We start from the raw sequence: 21,571 nt of genomic DNA on the forward strand, positions 1-21,571 counted from the left end.
CAAACCGGCAGGCCCGCACCTACAATGAAGGTCTATGTTTGTCCACCTGCGCCTCCATTCCGAATTCTCCATCGTTGACTCGACTTGCCGCATCGACGAGGTGGTCAAGGCGGCTGCCAAGGACCAACAGCCTGCGCTGGCGCTCACCGACCTGAACAACCTGTTTGGCGGTGTCAAGTTCTACAAGGAAGGCCGTGGCAAAGGCGTCAAGCCCATTCTTGGCGCTGAAATCTACCTTGAAGGCCTGGGGGGCGATCCAACTGCCAACACCAAAGTCAGCCTGCTGGTGCAAAACCACAAGGGTTACCTGAACCTGTGTGAATTGCTGGCCCGGGGCTGGACCCAGGGCGTGGTCAAGGCTGTGGCCGTGATCCGTCTGGTCTGGCTCAAGGAGCTCTCGGAGGGTTTGATCTTGCTGTCGGGCGCTCAGGCCGGGCCTGTGGGCCAGGCGCTGGTGCAGGGCGACCGCGACAAGGCCGCCGATGTGGCGCTGCAACTGGGCTCGATTTTTCCGCACCGTTTTTACCTGGAGCTGCAACGTGCTGGCCGCCCCGAGGATGAGCCCCAGGTGATTGGTGCTGTCGAGTTGGCTGCACGCCTGGGCTTGCCTGTGGTGGCGACCCACCCGGTGCAGTTTTTGACGCCCGACGACTACGAAGCGCATGAAGCGCGGGTTTGCATCTCCGAAGGCGAGATCCTGGCCAACACGCGACGTGTGCGCCGCTTCACCCGTGAGCAGTATTTCAAGTCGTCCGAGGAGATGTGTGCGCTGTTTGCCGATGTGCCCAGTGCCATCGCCAACACACTGGAAATCGCCAAGCGCTGCAACCTGAGCCTGGTGCTGGGCAAGCCGCAGTTGCCCAATTTTCCGATCCCGCCCGTGAATGGTGTGGTCATGTCGGTGGACGACTATTTCCGCCATGTCTCGCACGAAGGCCTCAAGGAGCGCCTGATCCATCTGTACCCCGACGAAGCCAAACGCGAGGCCGAGCGTCAGCGCTACGTGGATCGGCTGGAGTTTGAGCTGAACACCATCCTGAAGATGGGTTTTCCTGGTTACTTCCTGATCGTGGGTGACTTCATCCAATGGGCCAAGAACAATGGTTGCCCGGTCGGCCCAGGACGGGGTTCCGGAGCGGGCTCGCTCGTGGCTTATGCGCTCAAAATCACCGACCTCGACCCACTGCAATACAACCTGCTGTTCGAGCGCTTTTTGAATCCCGAGCGGGTGTCCATGCCCGACTTCGACATCGACTTCTGTCAGGGCAACCGGGACCGGGTGATCGACTATGTGAAGGACAAATACGGCCGTGATGCCGTCTCGCAGATCGCCACCTTCGGCACCATGGCCGCGCGTGCGGCCATCCGCGATGTGGGCCGTGTGCTCGACATGAGCTACACCTTTTGCGATGGCATCAGCAAGCTCATCCCCAACAAGCCGGGTATGTCGGTCACGTTGCAGTACCCGCCCGCCACGCCCAAAGAGGGCGACAAGAACAACTATGCGATTGCCATGGAGCCCATCTTGGCCGAGCGCATCGAGCGCGAAGAGGATGTGAAGACCCTGATCGAGCTGGCGCAAAAACTCGAAGGCATGACCCGTAACGTCGGCATGCACGCGGGCGGCGTGCTGATCGCGCCGGGCAAGCTGACCGACTTTTGCCCGCTCTACCAGCAGCCCGGCAGCGAATCTGCGGTGAGCCAGTACGACAAGGACGATGTGGAGGCCGCAGGCCTGGTCAAATTCGACTTTTTGGGGCTGGCCACGCTGACCATTCTGGAAATCGCCCGCGAGTTCATCATGAAGCGGCACAAGGGCCAGGAAAACTTCGCCTTTGAAAACATCCCGCTCAACGATGCGGCGACCTACAAGCTGTTTTCGGACGGCAAGACCGAGGCCGTGTTCCAGTTTGAAAGTCGTGGCATGCAGGGCATGTTGCGCGACGCCCGGCCCAGCCGCCTGGAAGACCTGATCGCACTCAACGCCTTGTACCGCCCGGGTCCCATGGACCTCATTCCCAGCTTTGTGGCGCGCAAGCACGGGCGTGAAGAGGTGGAGTACCCGCATCCTGCCGTGGCCGAGATGCTGTCTGAGACCTACGGCATCATGGTTTACCAGGAGCAGGTGATGCAGACGGCGCAGATCCTGGGCGGCTACTCGCTCGGTGGTGCCGACTTGCTGCGCCGCGCCATGGGCAAGAAGAAGGCCGAAGAAATGGCCGAGCACCGCGAGAAGTTCCGTGCGGGCGCTTTGGCCACCCATGGCATCACGCAGGACAAGGCCGACGAAGTCTTTGACCTGATGGAGAAGTTCGCGGGCTACGGCTTCAACAAGTCGCACGCCGCTGCCTACTCGCTGCTGGCGTACCACACGGGCTGGCTCAAGGTGCACTACACCGCCGAGTTCTTCTGCGCCAACATGACGGTGGAAATGGACGACACCGACAAACTCAAGGTGCTCTACGAAGACGCCCTCAAGTTCGGCATCACCTTCGATCCGCCGGACGTGAACCGGGGCACGCACCGCTTTGAGCCGGTCACTGACAAGGTCATCCGCTACGGCCTGGGCGCCATCAAGGGCACAGGTCAGCAGGCGATCGAGGCCATCGTGGCCGCGCGTGAAGAAGGTGGCCCGTTCACCAGCTTGTTCGACTTTGCCGTGCGGGTGGACCGCACCCGCATCAACAAGCGCACGGTGGACGCCCTCATCAAGGCTGGGGCCTTTGACTCGCTGCACATGAACCGCGCGGCGCTCTCGGCCAGCATCGACAAGGCTTTTGAATTTGCCAATGCGACAGCGGCCAACGCCAACCAGGGCGGGCTGTTTGACATGCTGGGCGACGACTCGCACGGCTCCAGCACGCAGGAACCTGACTTGGCCGATGTGTTGCCCTGGGGCATCAAGGAACGCCTGACTCTGGAAAAGACGGCGGTGGGTTTTTACCTGTCAGGCCACTTATTCGATGCGGTCGAGCGCGAGGTGCGCCAGTTTGCCCGCCGCAAGATCGACGACCTGATCGACAGCCGCGAGCCACAACTGCTGGCGGGCATTGTGAGCGACCTGCGCATCATCAATGGCCAGCGCGGCAAGGTGGCGATCTTCAAGCTCGACGACAAATCGGGCGTGATGGAAGCCACCGCTGACGAAAACCTGATCAATGCCTCGCGCAACACGCTGAAGGACGATGAGCTGATCATCGTCATGGCCAAAATGCAGGCAGACCGTTTCTCGGGTGGCTTTCGGCTCAAGGTTGAGCAGATCATGGACCTCGGGCAGGCCCGTTGTCGCTATGGCAAGTATTTGCGTGTGGCCGTGAACGGCCGTGCCCCAGACATCGCGCGCTTGATCAAGGAGTTTCCCGCTCAACGCGAGGAGTCCGAACACGGTGTGCTGATCAAGGGCTTGCCCGTGCGCCTGGCGCTGGAACGGCGCAGCGAGACCGTGGCGGCCCGCGCCGAGTTGGCGTTGGGCGAGCAGGCCAAGTTCTTCCCGTCGGACGCGGCACTGGCCAGCTGGATGGCGCAGGCCGATCAGGGGCAGGCGCAGATCGTCTACGACGAGGGACAGAACATCTTGGCCGTGCGCACGGTGTCCATGTAGGATCCGTGCTCCCTCGCTTGGGTTTGTGGTTCGCAAAGGCACTGTCGGGTCGAGGGCGTCGCTCCCACAACAACAGTGCTCACTCCTTGAAATGAAAGCGAAGTCTCGCTCGCGGCAGGTCAGTCCAGCGGCCTGAACCCCAGCACGATCACCGAGGGCACGCGGCCATCGGTGTCTTTGGGGAAGACTTCGGTCTTGTCGATCGCGCGCAGCACGGCATCGTCCCAGGCTTTGTTACCGCTCGATTGCACGATGCGGCGGCTGAGGATGGTGCCGTCCGGACTGACCTTGACTTCGACCTCGGCGCGCGGGTTGCCCACCACATCGCCCGGGTAGGAGATGTTGGGCTTGATGCGGCCCACCAGACGGCCGGCATAGCTGGCCGATGGCCCAGATGACTTGAGCGCGGTGCCCGTGGCGTTTTCGCCGCCCGAGGCTCCGGCCAGGCCTTGCATGCGTTTGAGGTTTTCCTTGCGCAGGGCTTCCGCGTGCGCTGCGTCAGCCTTGGCTTCAGCCTCTTTGCGGGCGTCGTCTTTCTTGCGTTTGTCGGCTTCGGCCTGCTTTTTCTTCTCGCGCTCTTTTTCTTCGCGGGCTTTGTCTTCTTTGGCTTTTTGTTCTTTGGCCTTCTTGTCGGCTTTTTCCTGTTCGGCCTTCTCTTTTTCCCGTTCCTTGCGTTTTTTCTCAGCCTTTTCCTTGTCGGCTTTTTCTTTCTCGGCCTTTTCCGCTTTCTCTTTTTCGGCGGCTTTTTTCTTTTCTTCTTTCTTTTTCAGCGCAATTTCGGCATCGCGGCGATCCACCTCAGGCGCAGGCGCGGGGGCAGGACGGGGTGCAGGTGCGGGCTTGGGAGGCTCCGGAGTGGGCTGTGGCGCGGGTTCAGGCTCAGGCTCGGGCTCCATCAGCCGCGGCGCAGCGGCCTGGTGTGTGGCGGACCACAGTTCGGCTTCGGCCTGTACGGTCTGTGGCTGGGTTTTCCAGGCGGTGGCCAGGCCCAGCGCCATGAACAGCAAAAGGTGCGCCACCGCAGCCACCACCAAGGCGCGCTGCAGCCCGGGCTGCGCGGGGGGCGCAAACTCCAGATGCGGGGTAGACGGGCTGTCGCTCACGGCGCGCTGGCTTCTCAGGGGGCCAGTTGCACGGACAGGCCCACACGGGCAATGCCTGCGCGCTGCAGGCTGTCCATGACCTTGACCACGGTCTCGTATTTCACGGTGCGGTCAGCGCTGATCACCACGGCGGTGTTGTCGCTGCCGCCCACCAGGCCCTTGACGCTGGCCGCCACACTCGTGAGGTTGGCGCTGTCGGTCTTGCCGTCGCTGACCAGTTCCAGCCGTTCGTCTTTCTGGATCACCACCTGCACCACCTTGTCGGGTTGTTTGGCGGCTTTGCCCACGCTGGGCAGGTCGACCATACTGGGTGTGATCATGGGGGCTGTGACCATGAAGATGATGAGCAGCACCAGCATCACGTCGATGAAGGGCACCATGTTGATCTCGGCAATGGTGCGGCGACCACGGCCTCGGGATGAAACGGCAGGCATCTGTCGTGCTCCGCCGGGTCAGTGGCCGGAGGCTGAGCCGCTGGGGCCCGAGGAGCCGAGGCTGCGCTGCAGGATGTTGGAAAACTCTTCGATGAAGGTTTCCAGCTTGATGGCGATGCGGTCCACATCGTGCGAGAAGCGGTTGTAGCCCAGCACGGCAGGGATGGCCGAGAACAGACCGATGGCGGTGGCCACCAGGGCTTCGGCAATGCCCGGGGCCACGGTGGCCAGCGTCACCTGCTGCAGGCTGGCCAGGCCGGTGAAGGCGTGCATGATGCCCCAGACGGTGCCAAAGAGGCCCACATAAGGCGAGATGGAGCCCACCGATGCGAGGAAGGCCAGTTGGGATTCGGCCACATCCATCTCGCGCTGGAAGCTCGCGCGCATGGCGCGGCGTGCGCCGTCGAGCAGGGTGCCGGGGTCGGTGATGCGGCGCTCACGCAGCTTCTGGTATTCGCGCATGCCGCTGGCAAAGATGCGTTCCATCGGGCCGCCCAGCTTGGCGTTCTGGCTGGCGGCGTTGAAGAGTTCGTTGAGACTGGTGCCGGACCAGAATTCGCGTTCAAACTCTTCGTTGAGGGTCTTGATGCGCTTGATCGCGCCGAGCTTGCGCACGATGGCAGCCCAGCTGGTCACCGAGATGGTCAGCAGCAAGCCGACCACCAGTTGCACCACAAAGCTGGCATGCAGCAACAGCGAGACGATGGACATGTCGTTCATTTCAGAGCTTCCAGAACAGGGGCCGGAATGCGACCCGGTTTCAAGGTTTGGCTGTCAACCCAGCCGATGCGAATGGTACCTTCGGCCAGCAAGGCGTCGGGCAGGCCCTGCCGACGCAGCAGCACCTGTTGGGCAATGGTCAGGCTCACACGACCGGCTTCCTGCACCCGTGCTGTGACCCACAGGGCATCGTCCAGGCGTGCGGGCTGGTGGTATTTGACGGCGGTTTCGCTGACGACAAACATGCCGCCAACCTGCTCGCGCAACACTTGCTGGTTGAAGCCCAGGGCGCGCAGCCACTCGGTGCGGCCGCGTTCCATGAACTTGAGGTAATTGGCGTAGAACACGATGCCTCCGGCATCGGTGTCTTCCCAATAGACGCGCAGCGGAAAGCCGAAGGGGGTGGATTCGGTGGTCATGGGCTCGGTCATGGGTTCAAGCAGGCTTGCAGGCGTTCGATGGCGGTTTTCAGCTCGGCCATCGAGTTGGCGGTGGAAAAACGCACGAAGCGGGCTGTCTCGGCCGTGCCGAAGTCGCGCCCGGGCGTGATGGCCACATGGGCATGGTGCAGGGCAGCGTGGGCAAAGTCCCAGCTGTCTTTGAGGCCCAGTTTGGCGCAGGCGGCGCTGCAGTCGGCCCAGGCGTAAAAGGCGCCGTCGGGCATGACCGGTACCGTCAGGCCCAGGGCGTTGAGGGCCGGGATGAAGAAGTCACGGCGGGATTTGAATTCGGCCCGGCGCGCTTCGTAGGCGGCCAGGCTTTCTGGTTCAAAACAGGCCAGCGCCGCTTGCTGTGAAATCGTGCTGGGGCAAATGAACAGGTTTTGCGCCAAACGTTCAATGACGCCCACCAAGGCGTCGGGCACCACCAGCCAGCCCAGCCGCCAGCCGGTCATGTTGAAGTACTTGCTGAAGCTGTTGATGCTGATGATGTCGTCACTGATGGCCAGGGCCGTCTGGCCGTAGGCCTCGTCGTGGCTCAGGCCCAGGTAGATTTCGTCGATCAATGTCACACCGCCATGGGAACTCACCACCTCATGGATGCGACGCAGCTCGGCCGGGTCGATGGAGGTGCCGGTGGGATTGGATGGCGAGGCCAGCAGTACGCCACGGGTCTTGGGTCCCCAGGCGGCCTGCACCTTCGCGGCGCTCAGCTGGTAGCGCTCTTCGGCTGTGGTGGGCACCAGCACAGCCGTGCCTTCTGCGGCACTCACAAAATGCCGGTTGCAGGGGTAGCTGGGGTCGGGCATCAGGACTTCGTCGCCGTGCTCGATCAGGGCCAGGCAGGCCAGGTGCAGCGCGGCCGATGCACCTGCGGTGACGACGATGCGGCGCGCTGGCACATTGACACTGAAGCGGCTGGCGTACCAACCGCTGATGGCCTGGCGCAGGGCGTCGGTGCCCAAGGCCTGGGTGTATTGCGTGGCGCCTTGAGCGATGGTGCGGGTTGCTGCAGCCTGCACGGGGTCAGGTGCGGTGAAGTCGGGTTCGCCGATGTTCAGGAAGATGACTGGGCGGTCGGTGTGGGCGACTTCGCGTGCCAGGGCCGAGGCGGCCTTGGCGACTTCCATCACATAAAAGGGTTCGATACGCTGGGCGCGTTGGGCAATCCGCATGGGTGGTTCTGTGACCGGGAGGCTCAGTCGCGGGCTTTGCCGGAGGCGCGGTCTGCGGCCACTTCGTCCGCACGCAGCTGGGGCGCCAGACCGCTGAGCACGGCATTCACGTACTTGTGGCCATCGGTGCCGCCAAAGTCCTTGGCCAGCTCGATGCATTCGTTGAGCACCACACGCCACGGCACGTCCAGGCAGTGTTGCAGCTCGTAGGCGCCAATCCACATCACGGCATGCTCGATGGGTGAAATCTCGGCCAGGCTGCGGTCCAGCTTGGGCAAGATCATGGCATCCAGCGCTTGCGCTTGTTCAGCGCAGCCGTAGAGCAAGGCGTCGTAATGGGCCGAGTCGGCTTTGTGAAAGCCCGACAGGTCGCGGGTGAAGACGTCGATGTCCGACGCTTCGTTGCCGCCAACGATGTACTGGTACAGGCCTTGCAGTGCAAACTCGCGCGAGCGACTGCGCGCAGGTTTGGCCGAGGATTTTCGGGTGCCTGCGGCTTGGGGCGCTGCCTGCTGGTTTTCAGGAGAACTGTGAACGTCGCTCATCACGCGGTTTCCCCGTTGTCCAGTTCGTCGGCCAGCTCCGCCAGATCGGCGGAGAGGTCTTCCATCACGCAGGCCATCTCCACCGCCACTCGGGCTGCGTCGCGGCCTTTTTCGGTCTGGCGCACGATGGCTTGTTCGAGGTTTTCAGTGGTCAGGATGGCGTTGGCGATGGGCAGGTTGTAGTCGAGCGACACGCGGCTCACGCCGGCCCCCGACTCGTTGGCCACCAGCTCGAAGTGATAGGTTTCGCCGCGGATGATGCAACCCAGTGCGATCAGCGCGTCGTATTCGGCGCGCTCGGCCATGGCTTGCAGGGCCACGGGCACCTCCAGGGCACCAGGCACCATGACATGGTCGATGCTGGTCACGCCCATGGCCTCGAGCTCTTCGATGCAGGCCTTGGCCAGCGCGTTGGTGATGTCTTCGTTGAAACGGGCTTGCACAATGCCGATGTGCATGAACTCACCGTTGAGTTCCTGGGCCTGACCTTTGTTGGCGTCGAGCATGGTTTTCTTTCTTATTGTTTGGGGATGTAGCCGGTGATCTCCAGCCCATAGCCGGTCATGCTGGGCATGCGGCGGGGCTGGCCCATGAGCTTCATTTTGTGCACACCGCACTCACGCAGGATTTGCGCGCCCACACCGTAGGTGCGCAGGTCCATCTTGCCGCGTTCGGGCGCTTGGGCCGAGCGGGCACGGCCTTCAAATTGGGCCAACAACTGATCGGCCGACTCGCCGCAGTTGAGCAGCACGGCCACGCCACAGCCTTGGGCGTTGAGGTACTGCAAGCTGTTGTCCAGGCTCCAGGAGTGCATGGTGCGGTTGACTTCGAGCGCGTCGAGCACCGACAGCGGCTCGTGCACACGCACAGGCACTTCGGCGTCGGCTGACCATTGGCCTTTGACCAGTGCCAGGTGCACGGTTTGGCTGGGTTGGTCGCGGAAGGCGTGGGCGGTGAATTCGCCGTGGGCGGTTTGCAGCGTGCGGGTGCCGATGCGCTCGACCAGCGATTCGTTGCGGCTGCGGTATTGGATCAGGTCGGCGATCGTGCCGATCTTGAGGCCATGCTCGGCCGCAAACAACTGCAAGTCCGGCAGGCGCGCCATGGTGCCGTCGTCTTTCATGATCTCGCAGATCACGGAGGAAGGTGAGCAGCCAGCCATGGCCGCCAGGTCACAACCGGCTTCGGTATGGCCTGCGCGCATGAGCACGCCGCCGTCCACTGCCTGCAGCGGGAAGATGTGGCCAGGTTGCACCAGGTCGGTTGGCACGGCGTTCTTGGCCACGGCCACCTGCACGGTCTTGGCGCGGTCGGCGGCCGAGATGCCGGTGGTCACGCCTTCAGCGGCTTCAATGGAGACGGTAAACGCCGTGCTGTAGACGGTGCCGTTGCGGGCGGCCATGGGCGGCAGTTTGAGGAATTCGCAGCGCTCGCGGGTGAGCGTCAGGCAAATCAGGCCGCGGCCAAAGCGGGCCATGAAGTTGATGGCTTCGGGCGTGACGTGGTCAGACGCCAGCACCAGATCGCCTTCGTTTTCGCGGTCTTCTTCGTCGACCAGGATCACGATGCGCCCCGCCTTCATCTCGGCCACGATCTCTTCTACGGGCGAGATCGCCACGGGCTGCAGTTTCTCGGGGGCGTTCATGCTTTGTCTTTCTGGATCAGGCCTGCGCTGAGCATGCGCTCAACATAACGGGCGACGGTGTCGATTTCGAGGTTGACCGGGCTGCCGGCTTGGAGGTGGCCAAGGGCGGTGTTGTCCACGGTGTGCGGGATCAGGTTGATGCTGACTTCGCAGCCTGCAGCCAGATCGGTGACCCGGTTGACGGTGAGGCTTACGCCGTTGATGGTGATTGAGCCTTTGTAGGCGAGGTACTTGGCCAAGGCCAGTGGGGCCAGCACGCACAGCTCCCAGCTTTCGCCGATCTGCTCGAAACGGCTCACGGTGCCCACGCCATCGACATGACCAGACACGATGTGGCCACCCAGACGGTCATGCGCGCGCAGGGCTTTTTCAAGGTTGATCGGGCCCGGCTGGTCCAGCCCACTGGTCTTGTCCAGCGACTCGGCCGAGATGTCGATGGTGAACAGACGACTTTCGGGGCTGAAGGTGGTGACGGTCATGCAAGCGCCGTTCAAGGCGATGCTGTCGCCCAGGCCCACGTCATCCAGGTACCCGGCAGGGGCCTCGATGGTGAGGCGTTTGCCGTGTTGTAAAGAGCGACCCAGGTCGTGGATGGCGACGATTCGCCCCACGCCGGTGATGATTCCGGTGAACATGGACGTTATTTTCGCAGGTTATGTGCCGCACCTCGGGATTTGCCCTAAAAAAACCCCGCGAAGGCGGTAAAGCTGTGTCAACTGGCTTGGAATGCTCCGGGCTTGGCTGATAATCCAGACTTTCGTACTGAGAACGTCGCCATGAGATGGATTCGTTATAGCGCTTTGTTGTTGTCTGTGCTGGTTGCTGCCTGTGGCGGTAAAGGGCAATCGGCGGGTCCGCCCTCAGATCTGACGGTGCAAAGCAATGGCGACACGCAGGTGACTTTGAACTGGACACCCCAGTCGGGCGTGCAGTACTGGGTGCTTTGTGCGCCCGGTGATACGATCACCTCCAAAAGCTGGGCCACGACCGTCGGCGGCAATGCTTACAGCACAGCCCGCGATGGTGCTGGCGTATACAACGGGAATGTGGCGCTGGCGGGGCAGGCCGTGACACCTCCGTTCAATGTCACCGGCCTGCGCAACGATGTGACCTATTCCCTCACGGTCAATGCCCGTACCAACGGTGGGCCTGGCGGTGACGCTGCCACGCCTGTGACCCTCAAGCCGCGGCTGGCAGGCGTGAGTTGGTCGGCTTTGGGTTCGATTCCGAGCGCCTCGGCGATCCGGGCCATGGCATACGGCATCCCCACGACCACCACATCCTTTGTGTTTGTGGCGGTGGGCGATGACGGAGCGATTTACAGCAGCGCAGACAACCAGAAAACATGGACAGCCAGAAGTCTGCCCACGGCGGCGGCTGGGCGTCGATTCAACGATGTCACTTACCTGTTCGGGCGCTTCATTGCCATTGGTGAATCGGGCACCATTGTGTACAGCCCAGATGGCGTCACGTGGACGGCATCCACCATCAACAGCACCTCGTCTTTGAGCGGGGTCAATCTGAGCGCCATGGCCGCCAGTGGCTCCACATTGATGGCTGTGGGGCAGGGCGGCACGGTGCTCACAACGGGGGATGGCGTCACCTGGACAGCTCAGGCCACCAACATCACGCAAAACCTCAACGCCGTGGCGATTTCCAACGCCGTCAATGCGACCTTGCCTGCTGTGACCTCGGTGGCGTCATTCTGGGTGGTGGTCGGTGATGGTGGTGCGGTCTACACCAGTGTGGACGGGATCACTTGGACGGCAAAGAACACGGGTTTGGAGTCCGTGACCAGTGCCTGGCGCAGTGTGGCCGTGCTGGTCAACACCTCGTCCATCCTGGACTGCGGTGTCGGCAGCCCGGCGGTCACAAGCATTTCAACGAGTTATTCCATAGCACTGGTGGGTGACGATGGCAAGGTTGCGACCGCTGGCCCGACATTGGCGTGGACTTTGTCCACACTGGACGGCGCTCCTCGTCTCAACAAAGTGATTTCTCCTGCAGGCCAGTTTGTGGCAGTAGGACATGCTGGGGCCATTTACACGGGGAACCTGAACGCTGATGCCAGCAGCATCAGTTGGTCGCGCCGCACGGGTGCGTCCGGTATGTCTGACTTGTATGGGGTGGTTCGTTACGGTAAAGACGCCGCTTTGGCATACAGCAACAGCTACATTGCCTTCGGACAGGGTGGGGCCACTTGGTATTCACGCTGAGTGTCAGCTGATGAAAGCATGAGTCAAGGCAAGCGCATGTGCTTGCCTTTTCCACTCAGGGTATTCCTTTGCTTGGTGCCTGCTCGCCAATGTCTAAAATGCTTGTTGCATTGCAGCATTTGGTTTTTTCATTGGCCCCAGGAGTCCTTTTCCGTGTCTACCCACCCATCGTCTCGTCGCGCTAGCGGGCCAGCCGCAGACACCACCAGCGCGCGGGTTATCAAGAAGTACCCCAACCGGCGCCTGTACGACACCACCACTTCAACGTACATCACGCTGGCTGAAATCAAGCAGCTGGTCATGGCGTCTGAGCCTGTGGTGGTTCGGGACGCCAAGAGCGGTGAAGACCTGACTCGGTCGATCTTGCTGCAAATCATCTTGGAAGAAGAGGCTGCAGGCGTGCCGATGTTCAGCGAGGCTGTCCTGGCGAACCTGATCCGTTTTTATGGGCATGCCATGCAAGGCTACATGGGCACGTTTCTTGAGAGTCAGATGCAGATGTTCACCGACTGGCAGTCCCGCATGGGCGATCAAAGCCAAGGGCTGACGGCGGAAAAATGGGGGCAGTTCATGCAGTGGCAGTCCCCTATGTTGCAAAACATGCTGGCCAGCATGCTCAACCCGTCGACGGCGGTCATGGGGCAGATCCAGGAAAAAATGCAACAGCAAATGCAAAAGAACACCGAGCAAATGCTGGGCGTCCTGGGCCTCAAATCCTGATTCAGTGGGGCCCTTGTGGTCTCTGATTGGGACCGGACGGGTTTTGCTGGGACAATCGGCACATGAGCGAAATTTCTGCAAGCACCGCAGCCCCCAAAGTGGGCTTTGTCAGCCTGGGCTGTCCCAAGGCTTTGACCGACTCCGAACTGATCCTGACCCAGCTGAGCGCCGAGGGTTACCAGACTTCCAAAACCTTTGACGGTGCCGACCTGGTGATCGTCAACACCTGCGGCTTCATCGACGATGCGGTCAAGGAGAGCCTGGACACCATCGCCGAAGCCCTGAGCGAAAACGGGAAGGTGATCGTGACCGGTTGCCTGGGTGCCAAGACGAGCGAGGGCGGTGGCAACATGGTCCGCGAGATGCACCCCAGTGTGTTGGCGGTGACCGGACCGCACGCCACGCAAGAGGTGATGGATGCAGTGCACACCCACCTGCCCAAGCCCCATGACCCGTTCCTGGATCTGGTGCCGGGTGGTTTTGGCGAAGCCGGCCTGAAGCTTACCCCGCGCCACTATGCGTATCTGAAGATCAGTGAAGGCTGCAACCACCGCTGCACCTTCTGCATCATCCCTTCCATGCGGGGCGATCTGGTGTCGCGCCCGATTGGTGATGTTCTCAAGGAGGCCAAAGCCTTGTTTGAAGGCGGTGTCAAGGAGCTGCTGGTCATCAGCCAGGACACCTCGGCCTATGGCGTGGACATCAAGTACCGCACGGGTTTCTGGGATGGCAAGCCGGTCAAGACCCGCATGCTGGAGTTGGTGCAGACGCTGGGCGAGATGGCCCGAGCCCACGGCGCGTGGGTGCGTCTGCATTACGTCTACCCTTATCCGAGCGTGGACGACATCATCCCATTGATGGCTGAGGGTCTGGTGTTGCCCTACCTCGATGTGCCCTTCCAGCACAGCCACCCCGATGTGCTCAAGCGCATGAAGCGCCCAGCCAGTGGCGAAAAAAATCTGGAGCGTATCCAGCGCTGGCGCGAACTGTGTCCCGAACTGGTGATCCGCAGCACCTTCATTGCCGGTTTCCCGGGCGAGACCGAAGAAGAATTTGCGCACCTGCTGGACTTTTTGCGAGAAGCGCAAATTGACCGTGCGGGTTGCTTTGCCTACAGCCCTGTGGACGGGGCCACTGCCAACGATTTGCCCGGCATGCTGCCCGATGCCGTGCGCGAAGAGCGCCGTGCCCGCTTCATGGCGGTGGCCGAAGAGGTGTCGATTGCCCGGCTGCAACAGCGTGTGGGTCTGGACATGCAGGTGCTGGTGGATTCGGCACCCGCCATGGGCCGACGCGGCGGGGTGGGGCGCAGCTATGGCGATGCGCCCGAGATCGACGGCGTGGTGCGTTTGCTGCCGCCAGAAAAAATCAGCAAAACGCTCAAAGTCGGTGAGTTCACCCGCGCCCGCATTGTGGGGGTGGAGGGGCACGATCTGGTGGCGCAGCCCATTTGAGGCTGGACGGCTGCGGTCCGACCATGAAAAAAGCCGATGTGAAAACATCGGCTTTTTGTATGTTTGGTGCCCAGAAGAGGACTCGAACCTCCACGCCTCTCAGCGCTAGTACCTGAAACTAGTGCGTCTACCAATTCCGCCATCTGGGCATCTCAGGAAGTCTTGATTGTACAGCAATCACTTGCTTTTTCAGGAGAGAATGAGGAAATCAGGCGCATCAAACAAAAAAGCCGATGAATGTGATTCATCGGCTTTTTGTGCATCTTATTTGGATAAGATTGGTGCCCAGGAGAGGACTCGAACCTCCACGCCTCGCAGCGCTAGTACCTGAAACTAGTGCGTCTACCAATTCCGCCACCTGGGCATTTCAGGAATCCAAGGATTGTATATTAAAAAAGTGACTCCAACCAGCGGGATGCTGGAAGAAATTGAAGGCAGCGTGCAGGGCCACCGCGATGGCCACGGCTTTCTGATTCGCGATGATGGCGAGTCGGACGTTTATCTGCCTGCCAATGAAATGCGTGCGGTCTTGCACAAGGACCGAGTCAAGGTGCGTGTCGTGCGCTTTGACCGAAAAGGACGGCCCGAAGGGCGTGTGGTCGAAATAGTGGAGCGTCCCGAGCAGCCCATCATCGGTCGGCTGCTGCAAGAAGGTGGTCTGTGGCTGGTGGCACCCGAAGACAAGCGTTATGGACAGGATGTTCTGATCCCCAAAGGCGCTACTGGCTCGGCCAAGCCGGGGCAGGTGGTGGTGGTGGAACTGACGGAACCACCGGCCTTGTATGGGCAGCCTGTGGGGCGTGTGAAAGAAGTGCTGGGTGAGATTGACGATCCCGGCATGGAGATCGAGATTGCGGTGCGCAAATACAGCGTGCCCCACGAATTTTCGCCCGCTTGCCTGGATCAGGCCAAAGGCCTGCCCGACAAAGTTCGTGCGCAGGACCGCAAGGGGCGCATCGATCTGCGCGATGTGCCGCTGGTCACGATCGATGGTGAAGATGCGCGCGACTTCGACGATGCCGTGTATTGCGAGCCCGCCAAGGTGGGCCGCACCAAAGGGTGGCGCCTGTTGGTGGCGATTGCCGATGTGAGCCACTATGTGCAGACTGGCAGTGGCATTGACATCGATGCCTACGACCGGGCCACCAGTGTGTATTTTCCGCGTCGGGTCATCCCGATGCTGCCCGAAAAACTGTCCAACGGTTTGTGCTCGCTCAACCCCGATGTGGACCGCCTGTGCATGGTCTGTGACATGCTGGTCACGGCCAAGGGCGATGTGCGTGCCTACCAGTTCTATCCGGCGGTCATGCACAGCCATGCGCGCTTCACTTACACCGAAGTAGCGGCCATTTTGGCCAACACCCGAGGCCCTGAGGCTCTGCGCCGCAAGGAGCGCGTGCAGGATCTGCTGAATCTGCACGACGTGTACCGTGCTTTGTTGGCGTCTCGTGCAGTGCGCGGTGCGGTGGATTTTGAGACCACCGAAACCCAGATCGTTTGCGACGACAGCGGCCGCATCGAGAAGATCGTTCCGCGTGTGCGCAACGAGGCGCACCGCCTGATTGAAGAGGCCATGCTGGCGGCCAACGTCTGCAGTGCCGATTTCATCCAGCAAAGTCAGCACCCGGGTTTGTTCCGTGTGCACGAAGGCCCGACGGCCGAGAAAAAGGACATCCTGCGTAACTACCTCAAGGCCCTGGGTTTGAACATGGGCTTGAGCGACGATCCGCACACCTCGGAGTTCCAGAAGATCGCGCAGGCGACCAAAGACCGACCCGATGCGCAGCAGATCCACACGATGCTGTTGCGCTCGATGCAGCAAGCGATTTATACGCCGATGAACAGTGGGCACTTTGGCTTGGCGTACGAGGCTTACACCCACTTCACCAGCCCGATTCGCCGCTACCCTGATTTGCTGGTGCACCGCGTCATCAAGTCGATCCTGGAGGGTCGCAAGTACGAACTGCCGTCTCTGCCGACACCTGGCGAAGCGTATGCCAAACTGGCCAAGCGCTTGCAAAAGAACAAGGCGGGTGCAAGTGTGGTCGGTGGTCGCTCATCCAAGCTGCCCAAGGTCAAGATGTCGTTTGCCGAGCAGCAGGCCTGGGAGGCGGCAGGCCTGCACTGCAGCGCCAACGAGCGTCGAGCTGATGAGGCCAGCCGCGATGTGGAGGCCTGGCTCAAGTGCAAGTACATGCGCGAGCATCTGGGGGAGGAATACAGTGGCGTGGTCACTTCGGCCACCAGCTTTGGCTTGTTTGTCACACTGGACAACCTGTATGTCGAAGGGTTGGTGCACATCACCGAGCTGGGTGGCGAGTATTTCCGCTTTGACGAACTCCGCCAGGAGTTGCGAGGCGAGCGCACAGGTATCCGCTATGCCATTGGCACCCGTGTGCAGATCCAGGTCAGCCGTGTGGACCTGGATGGCCGCAAGATCGACTTCCGTCTGGTGCGCCCCGGTGAGGATTTGATGCCCCGGGCCATGCGCGACAAAGGTGTGACAGGAGATGCGCCCTCACGCGGCCCATCCAAAGCGCGGCCTGACAAACGCATGGCTGCGGCCGAGCGTCAGCGTTCGCCCATTCAGGCGCTCAAGGCTTCGGTGAAAAAAGCGGTGGCCAAAAAAGGCGGCAAGTCGGCCCGGAAATCGCGGCGTTGAGGTTCAGCGCCCACAGGCGCTTGGCATCAATGCAGCCGCTCGGCCAGCCGGGATGCCGTCAAGGCGTCGTTGCTGGGCCAGTGGTCTGCGGCGTTGCCGTGTTGCCAGGCGGCTGTGCAAGCGGCCTCATGCGCCGACTGGCCCTGGGCCAGGCGTGATCCTGTGAGGCCAGCCAGCACATCCCCCGTCCCACCGATGGCGAGTCGCCCGTTGCCACTGGTGTTGATGCGTGTCGGTTCACCCGGGCTGGCGATGACTGAGCCGGACCCTTTCAAAATCACGGTGCATTGCAGCTGTGCACTGAGTGCTTGGGCCGCCTGCAGGCGGTCTTGCTGCACCTCCTGCGCGGTGGAGCCCAGCAAACGGGCAGCTTCCAGCGGGTGAGGGGTGATCACTGTGGCCCGTTGGTCCGGGGTCTCGCTTCGGGACCGCAGCAGCGCTTGCCAGTCTGGGTTGGCGGCGACCGCATTCAGGCCGTCGGCGTCCAGCACCAAGCGGGCGCTGTGCAGCAATATGTCACCCAGCACCGTTGCGATGGCCTGGCCGCCACCGCAGCCTGCCACCACGGTCAATTGCGTCAAGTCCAGTCGGTGAAATGGCCTTTGCATCAGGTCTGGCGCAGCCAAGGTGTTTTCGGCAGGGGCACCTAAAAGGCTCAGGATCACCCGACCCGCACCACCGTGCAATGCCGCTTGTGCCGCCAAAACGGCCGCTCCGGTCATGCCCATGCCGTGCAAAGCCATAGGTTCGCCACCCACGATGGCCACATCGCCGTGGCTGCCCTTGTGGCTGGCATGGGTCTTCTTTGTGTTGGGCTTGGCGGTGTTTAACCAGGCATCGGCAGGTGGCACAAGGCTGTTGGCTGGGCCAGCACGGGTCAGTGTGTCCAGCCAGATGTTGCCGCACACGTCGCGCCCGTGCCCCATGAACAAGCCCGGTTTGGCCGCCAGCAGTGTGAGGGTGGTGTCGGCATGCACCACGTGGCGCCGAGTCGGGCTGCCGCCCAGAATCTGGCCGGAGTCGGCATCCAGCCCCGTAGGCACGTCCAGGGCCAGGATGGGCGCTGCGCACTGGTTCATTTGCTCAATCCAGTCTTGCATCACGTCTGATGGGGGGCGGTCACTGCCAATGCCCAGCAGTGCATCGATGCACAGGTCCTGGTCGGTCATCTCTTGCAGCCATGCATGGGGCAGGCTGCTGTGAATCGGCACGCCTGCTCTCAAGGCGTTTTGCCAGGCCGCTCGTGCGTCAGTGGGCAATTGTTCAGGCGAGCCCATCAGGCTGACTTGCACTCGCATACCCCACTGGTGCAGGTGGCAAGCAGCTTGCAAGCCATCACCACCGTTGTTGCCGGGCCCCGCCGCCACCCAGATGCGCCGGGCATGCGGTGCCAGGGCGAGAGCCAGATGTGCAGAGGACAGGCCTGCCAGTGTCATCAGACTGGGTGTGCTGAGCGCTTGCAATGCGCGTTCCTGCGCCCGCACACCCGCCTTGCGCAACACGGCAACGGGCTCGGACACTGTCGGAGTCAGGCGTCGCATCTCAGTGCAGGCCTCGCAGTGTGTCCTCAAGAACCAGTGCCAGTTGCAAGATGGTGTCATCGTGCATGGGGCCATGCCAGGCCATCAGGCCCACAGGCAACTCGCCGGGCTGGTGGCAGGGCAGGGAAATGGCGCAACCGTCGAGCGTGTTGACCGCGCTGGTGTTGCGCAGCAGCAAACCGTTGACGCGGAAGAATTCGGCGTCTCGTTCGGCGCCCGGGGCCACCGAAGACCTCAATGGGGCGGCAATCGGCGTGGTCGGTGAAAGCACCGCGTCGCAGGTTTCCAGCGTCTTTTGCATGCGCGCAATCCACTGCGTGCGGGCTTGCACCAGGTCCATGTATTCGTGGGCCCGCATGTTGGCGCCGCGCAGGATGCGTGCCGACACACGCGGGTCGTACTGTGCGGCGGAGCTGTCCAGCAAGTGCCTGTGCCAGGCGTAGCTTTCAGAGGGGCTGAATCCGCCTGTGGCCATCATGGCGCTCAGCTCTTCGAGTTCGGTGAGGGGCAATTCGACGATCTGGGCACCTGCGGCCCGCAAGGTCTGCAAGCTGCGCTCGAAAGCCTTTTCTACGGTGCTGTCCATGTCGTTTTGCATCACACAGCGGGCGATGGCCAGGCGGTAGCTGCCCAGCGGACGGCTGGAGGCGGGCACTTGGCGGGCCGAGAGGATTTCGTGCGCCAGGATGGTGTCGCGCACGCTGCGCGTCATGGCGCAGACCGTGTCCAGTGTGGTGGACAAGGGCAGCGCGCCCAGGGTGGGTACGCGGCGGGCGGTGTTCTTGAAGCCGACCAGGCCGTTGAGTGCTGCCGGAATCCGGATAGAGCCCCCAGTGTCCGACCCTAGGCCGATGAAGGCCGCACCTGTGGCCACGGAAACAGCGGCCCCCGAGCTGGAGCCGCCGGGGACATGGCCTGCAGGATCGCTCCCGGCTGGCCGGTCTGCGAGGGCGTCCCAGGCTTTGGGGGTGCCATGGTGGGGGTTGTTGCCCACGCCAGAGAAGGCAAATTCGACCATGTTGGTGCGCCCGATCAACCCTGCGCCGGCTTGGCGCAGGCGAGACACGGCTGCGCTGTCCCGTTTGGCCGCAGGGGCTTGTGCCAGAACGACGGACCCGGCAGCCGTGACCTGTCCTTGCACGTCAAACAGGTCCTTGATCGAGACCGGCAGTCCGGCCAAGGGGCTGTTGTGGATGCCCACTTGGGTGGCGGTGGCGCGCAGGCTGTCCGGCGTTAACTGCAGAAAAACCGATTCGCAAGCGGCTGACTGGGCCAGCGCGAGGCATTCTTCGGCCACTTGGGCAGAGGTGGTCAGGCCTTGCTGGATGGCTTGGCGGGTGGCGATCAGGTCTGGCTTCATGAAGGATCCTTGGACAAGGCCTTTGGGGGAGGCCTTCGGTGCTATAATCCTAAGGCTTTGTGCAGTGCAGCCTCTGTCTTGAGGGTGTCATGTGCGAAGTCAATCGCAAACCCGTCCCAACAAGGTGTTGCGTCTGAAGCAGAAAACCTGCCCAGGCGTGATCGGTGGACGGGATTTTAGACCCAACCTTTGGAGTACTTTTATGTCCGTTACCATGCGCGAAATGCTGGAAGCCGGTGTCCATTTCGGTCACCAAACCCGCTTCTGGAATCCCAAGATGGCCCCCTTCATCTTCGGTCACCGCAACAAAATTCACATCATCAACCTGGAAAAATCGCTGCCGATGTTCCAGGACGCGATCAAGTTCGCCAAGCAGCTGTCTGCCAACCGCGGCACCATCCTGATGGTCGGCACAAAGCGCCAAGCTCGTGAGCTGGTGGCTGCTGAAGCCCAGCGCGCTGGCGTGCCTTTCGTCGACCAGCGCTGGTTGGGCGGCATGCTGACCAACTTCAAAACCGTCAAGACCTCCATCAAGCGTCTGAAGGACATGAAGGCCCAGCAAGAAGTCGGCCTCGACAGCCTGAGCAAAAAAGAACAGCTGATGTTCAAGCGCGAGATGGAAAAGCTCGAAAAAGACATCGGCGGTATCCAAGACATGGCCACACTGCCTGACGCGATCTTCGTGATCGACGTGGGCTACCACAAGATCGCCATCTCGGAAGCCAAGAAACTGGGCATCCCACTGATCGGTGTGGTGGATTCTAACCACTCCCCCGAAGGCATCGACTACGTGATTCCTGGCAACGACGACTCCGCCAAAGCGGTCGCGCTGTACGCCCGTGGCATCGCTGACGCGATCCTCGAAGGCCGTGCCAACGCCGTGAACGACGTGGTCAAGGCTGTGGCTGCTGAAGGCGCTGACGAATTCGTTGAGGCCTGAGCCCCCAAGACTCGATGAAAGGGGCTGTTCGAGCCCCTTTTTTTTAACCTGCTTTTGAATTTGAATACGGAGAAAAAAATGGCTGCTATTACCGCAAGCATGGTCGCTGAACTGCGCGCCAAAACCGACGCCCCCATGATGGAATGCAAAAAAGCACTGACCGAAGCCGATGGCGATCTGGCCAAAGCTGAAGAGTTGCTGCGCGTCAAGCTGGGCACCAAGGCCGGCAAGGCCGCTTCCCGCGTGACCGCCGAAGGCGTGGTGACCAGCTTCGTCGAAGGCGACACTGGCGCCATGATCGAAGTCAACTGCGAAACCGACTTCGTGACCAAGAACGACAGCTTCCTGGCTCTGGCCAATGCAGCGGCCCAACTCGTGGCCAAGCACAACCCGGCCGATGTGGCTGCTCTGGGTGAACTGCCTTACAGCCAAGACGGCTTTGGCCCCACCTTGGAAGAAGTGCGCAAGGGCCTGATCGGCAAGATCGGTGAAAACATGAGCTTCCGCCGCTTCAAGCGTGTGTCTGGCTCTTCCAAGCTGGCCACTTACCTGCACGGCACACGCATTGGCGTCTTGGTTGAGTTTGACGGTGAAGAGCAAGCGGCCAAAGACGTCGCCATGCACGTGGCCGCCATGAAGCCTGTGGCTTTAACCAGCGCCGACGTGCCTGCTGACCTGATCGAAAAAGAGCGCTCTGTCGCCACAGCCAAGGCTGCTGAATCCGGCAAGCCTGCCGACATCGCCGCCAAGATGATCGAAGGCTCTGTGCAGAAGTACCTCAAAGAGGTGTCCTTGTTCAACCAGCCTTTCGTCAAGAACGACAAGCAAACCGTCGAGCAGATGCTCAAGGCCGCCAACACCAATGTGAAGGCATTCACACTGTTTGTGGTGGGCGAAGGCATTGAGAAGAAGGTCGACGACTTCGCTGCTGAAGTGGCTGCCCAGGTGGCTGCTGCCCAGGCTGCGGCTTGATCTGCTGACCTGATTCGCCATTAAACTTCCCATCACCCGTCCC

The 21,571-nt window shown here is 61.6% G+C and carries 18 protein-coding genes and 2 tRNA genes; 7 read left to right on the plus strand and 13 right to left on the minus strand.

Features of this window, described 5'->3' with window-relative positions; all coding sequences use genetic code 11:
- Nucleotides 1–34 precede the first annotated feature (34 nt).
- Nucleotides 35–3,601, plus strand: a complete 3,567-nt coding sequence (gene dnaE, locus IC609_RS09675; protein ID WP_191819295.1) for a DNA polymerase III subunit alpha — start codon at nucleotides 35–37, stop codon at nucleotides 3,599–3,601.
- Between the two features lie 119 nt (nucleotides 3,602–3,720).
- On the opposite strand, the gene tolA is transcribed toward dnaE, so the two are convergent.
- From tolA to IC609_RS09720, 9 genes are read right to left on the minus strand one after another with little or no spacing between them, the layout of a single operon-like run.
- Nucleotides 3,721–4,704, minus strand: coding sequence for a cell envelope integrity protein TolA (gene tolA, locus IC609_RS09680; protein WP_191819296.1), 984 nt, complete (start codon nucleotides 4,702–4,704; stop codon nucleotides 3,721–3,723).
- A 14-nt stretch (nucleotides 4,705–4,718) separates the two neighbouring features.
- Nucleotides 4,719–5,138, minus strand: a complete 420-nt coding sequence (locus IC609_RS09685; protein ID WP_191819297.1) for an ExbD/TolR family protein — start codon at nucleotides 5,136–5,138, stop codon at nucleotides 4,719–4,721.
- Nucleotides 5,139–5,156: 18 nt separating this feature from the next.
- On the minus strand, nucleotides 5,157–5,858 hold the full coding sequence (tolQ, locus tag IC609_RS09690) for a protein TolQ (protein WP_191819298.1): 702 nt from the start codon (nucleotides 5,856–5,858) through the stop codon (nucleotides 5,157–5,159).
- Entirely contained in the window at nucleotides 5,855–6,289 is a 435-nt protein-coding gene (ybgC, locus tag IC609_RS09695) for a tol-pal system-associated acyl-CoA thioesterase (RefSeq protein WP_225224105.1), read from the minus strand. The genes tolQ and ybgC overlap by 4 nt, the downstream gene beginning before the upstream one ends.
- Nucleotides 6,286–7,473: a pyridoxal phosphate-dependent aminotransferase gene (locus IC609_RS09700; RefSeq protein ID WP_191819299.1), complete on the minus strand. Its 1,188-nt coding sequence runs from the start codon at nucleotides 7,471–7,473 to the stop codon at nucleotides 6,286–6,288. Before IC609_RS09700 ends, ybgC begins: the two co-directional genes overlap by 4 nt.
- A gap of 23 nt (nucleotides 7,474–7,496) precedes the next feature.
- A complete protein-coding gene (gene nusB, locus IC609_RS09705; RefSeq protein WP_191819300.1) occupies nucleotides 7,497–8,018 on the minus strand; it encodes a transcription antitermination factor NusB in 522 nt (173 codons plus the stop codon).
- Nucleotides 8,018–8,524: a 6,7-dimethyl-8-ribityllumazine synthase gene (ribH, locus tag IC609_RS09710; protein ID WP_191819301.1), complete on the minus strand. Its 507-nt coding sequence runs from the start codon at nucleotides 8,522–8,524 to the stop codon at nucleotides 8,018–8,020. Before ribH ends, nusB begins: the two co-directional genes overlap by 1 nt.
- An 11-nt stretch (nucleotides 8,525–8,535) precedes the next feature.
- Nucleotides 8,536–9,663, minus strand: a complete 1,128-nt coding sequence (ribBA, locus tag IC609_RS09715) for a bifunctional 3,4-dihydroxy-2-butanone-4-phosphate synthase/GTP cyclohydrolase II (protein ID WP_191819302.1) — start codon at nucleotides 9,661–9,663, stop codon at nucleotides 8,536–8,538.
- Nucleotides 9,660–10,298, minus strand: coding sequence for a riboflavin synthase (locus tag IC609_RS09720; RefSeq protein WP_191819303.1), 639 nt, complete (start codon nucleotides 10,296–10,298; stop codon nucleotides 9,660–9,662). Before IC609_RS09720 ends, ribBA begins: the two co-directional genes overlap by 4 nt.
- 141 nt (nucleotides 10,299–10,439) lie before the next feature.
- Between IC609_RS09720 and IC609_RS09725 the strand changes: the two genes are divergently transcribed.
- The 3 genes from IC609_RS09725 to rimO all read left to right on the plus strand — a co-directional run bounded on the left by IC609_RS09725 (nucleotide 10,440) and on the right by rimO (nucleotide 14,053).
- Nucleotides 10,440–11,879 (plus strand): fibronectin type III domain-containing protein, encoded by a 1,440-nt coding sequence (locus IC609_RS09725; RefSeq protein ID WP_191819304.1) that lies wholly within the window; start codon nucleotides 10,440–10,442, stop codon nucleotides 11,877–11,879.
- Between the two features lie 153 nt (nucleotides 11,880–12,032).
- On the plus strand, nucleotides 12,033–12,599 hold the full coding sequence (gene phaR / locus IC609_RS09730; protein ID WP_333473675.1) for a polyhydroxyalkanoate synthesis repressor PhaR: 567 nt from the start codon (nucleotides 12,033–12,035) through the stop codon (nucleotides 12,597–12,599).
- Nucleotides 12,600–12,661: 62 nt separating this feature from the next.
- On the plus strand, nucleotides 12,662–14,053 hold the full coding sequence (rimO, locus tag IC609_RS09735) for a 30S ribosomal protein S12 methylthiotransferase RimO (RefSeq protein ID WP_191819305.1): 1,392 nt from the start codon (nucleotides 12,662–12,664) through the stop codon (nucleotides 14,051–14,053).
- A gap of 64 nt (nucleotides 14,054–14,117) precedes the next feature.
- Here the strand turns inward: rimO and IC609_RS09740 are convergent.
- Nucleotides 14,118–14,202, minus strand: a tRNA-Leu gene (locus IC609_RS09740).
- 130 nt (nucleotides 14,203–14,332) lie between these two features.
- A tRNA-Leu gene (locus IC609_RS09745) sits at nucleotides 14,333–14,417 on the minus strand.
- Nucleotides 14,418–14,468: 51 nt separating this feature from the next.
- On the opposite strand from IC609_RS09745, the gene rnr reads away from it, so the two are divergent.
- On the plus strand, nucleotides 14,469–16,715 hold the full coding sequence (rnr, locus tag IC609_RS09750; RefSeq protein WP_191819306.1) for a ribonuclease R: 2,247 nt from the start codon (nucleotides 14,469–14,471) through the stop codon (nucleotides 16,713–16,715).
- Between the two features lie 26 nt (nucleotides 16,716–16,741).
- Here rnr and IC609_RS09755 read toward each other — a convergent pair whose 3' ends face one another.
- Nucleotides 16,742–18,256: an NAD(P)H-hydrate dehydratase gene (locus tag IC609_RS09755; RefSeq protein ID WP_191819307.1), complete on the minus strand. Its 1,515-nt coding sequence runs from the start codon at nucleotides 18,254–18,256 to the stop codon at nucleotides 16,742–16,744.
- A 1-nt stretch (nucleotide 18,257) separates the two neighbouring features.
- Entirely contained in the window at nucleotides 18,258–19,616 is a 1,359-nt protein-coding gene (locus tag IC609_RS09760) for an amidase (protein WP_191819308.1), read from the minus strand.
- Nucleotides 19,617–19,818: 202 nt separating this feature from the next.
- Between IC609_RS09760 and rpsB the strand changes: the two genes are divergently transcribed.
- Both rpsB and tsf read left to right on the plus strand, forming a co-directional pair.
- Nucleotides 19,819–20,556: a 30S ribosomal protein S2 gene (gene rpsB, locus IC609_RS09765; RefSeq protein ID WP_191819309.1), complete on the plus strand. Its 738-nt coding sequence runs from the start codon at nucleotides 19,819–19,821 to the stop codon at nucleotides 20,554–20,556.
- 78 nt (nucleotides 20,557–20,634) lie between these two features.
- Nucleotides 20,635–21,528 (plus strand): translation elongation factor Ts, encoded by an 894-nt coding sequence (gene tsf, locus IC609_RS09770; RefSeq protein WP_191819310.1) that lies wholly within the window; start codon nucleotides 20,635–20,637, stop codon nucleotides 21,526–21,528.
- Nucleotides 21,529–21,571 lie beyond the last annotated feature (43 nt).

It is taken from the genome of Limnohabitans radicicola (assembly GCF_014837235.1).
Classification (GTDB): domain Bacteria; phylum Pseudomonadota; class Gammaproteobacteria; order Burkholderiales; family Burkholderiaceae_C; genus Limnohabitans_A; species Limnohabitans_A radicicola.

What these genes read in the sequence shown, in the direction of transcription:
- dnaE (WP_191819295.1), top strand. Translation starts at nt 35, where the DNA reads ATGTTTGTCCACCTGCGCCTCCATTCCGAATTCTCCATCGTTGACTCG.
- IC609_RS09685 (WP_191819297.1), bottom strand. Translation starts at nt 5,138, where the DNA reads ATGCCTGCCGTTTCATCCCGAGGCCGTGGTCGCCGCACCATTGCCGAG.
- tolQ (WP_191819298.1), bottom strand. Translation starts at nt 5,858, where the DNA reads ATGAACGACATGTCCATCGTCTCGCTGTTGCTGCATGCCAGCTTTGTG.
- ybgC (WP_225224105.1), bottom strand. Translation starts at nt 6,289, where the DNA reads ATGACCGAGCCCATGACCACCGAATCCACCCCCTTCGGCTTTCCGCTG.
- IC609_RS09700 (WP_191819299.1), bottom strand. Translation starts at nt 7,473, where the DNA reads ATGCGGATTGCCCAACGCGCCCAGCGTATCGAACCCTTTTATGTGATG.
- nusB (WP_191819300.1), bottom strand. Translation starts at nt 8,018, where the DNA reads ATGAGCGACGTTCACAGTTCTCCTGAAAACCAGCAGGCAGCGCCCCAA.
- ribH (WP_191819301.1), bottom strand. Translation starts at nt 8,524, where the DNA reads ATGCTCGACGCCAACAAAGGTCAGGCCCAGGAACTCAACGGTGAGTTC.
- ribBA (WP_191819302.1), bottom strand. Translation starts at nt 9,663, where the DNA reads ATGAACGCCCCCGAGAAACTGCAGCCCGTGGCGATCTCGCCCGTAGAA.
- IC609_RS09720 (WP_191819303.1), bottom strand. Translation starts at nt 10,298, where the DNA reads ATGTTCACCGGAATCATCACCGGCGTGGGGCGAATCGTCGCCATCCAC.
- IC609_RS09725 (WP_191819304.1), top strand. Translation starts at nt 10,440, where the DNA reads ATGAGATGGATTCGTTATAGCGCTTTGTTGTTGTCTGTGCTGGTTGCT.
- rimO (WP_191819305.1), top strand. Translation starts at nt 12,662, where the DNA reads ATGAGCGAAATTTCTGCAAGCACCGCAGCCCCCAAAGTGGGCTTTGTC.
- rnr (WP_191819306.1), top strand. Translation starts at nt 14,469, where the DNA reads ATGCTGGAAGAAATTGAAGGCAGCGTGCAGGGCCACCGCGATGGCCAC.
- IC609_RS09755 (WP_191819307.1), bottom strand. Translation starts at nt 18,256, where the DNA reads ATGCGACGCCTGACTCCGACAGTGTCCGAGCCCGTTGCCGTGTTGCGC.
- IC609_RS09760 (WP_191819308.1), bottom strand. Translation starts at nt 19,616, where the DNA reads ATGAAGCCAGACCTGATCGCCACCCGCCAAGCCATCCAGCAAGGCCTG.
- rpsB (WP_191819309.1), top strand. Translation starts at nt 19,819, where the DNA reads ATGTCCGTTACCATGCGCGAAATGCTGGAAGCCGGTGTCCATTTCGGT.
- tsf (WP_191819310.1), top strand. Translation starts at nt 20,635, where the DNA reads ATGGCTGCTATTACCGCAAGCATGGTCGCTGAACTGCGCGCCAAAACC.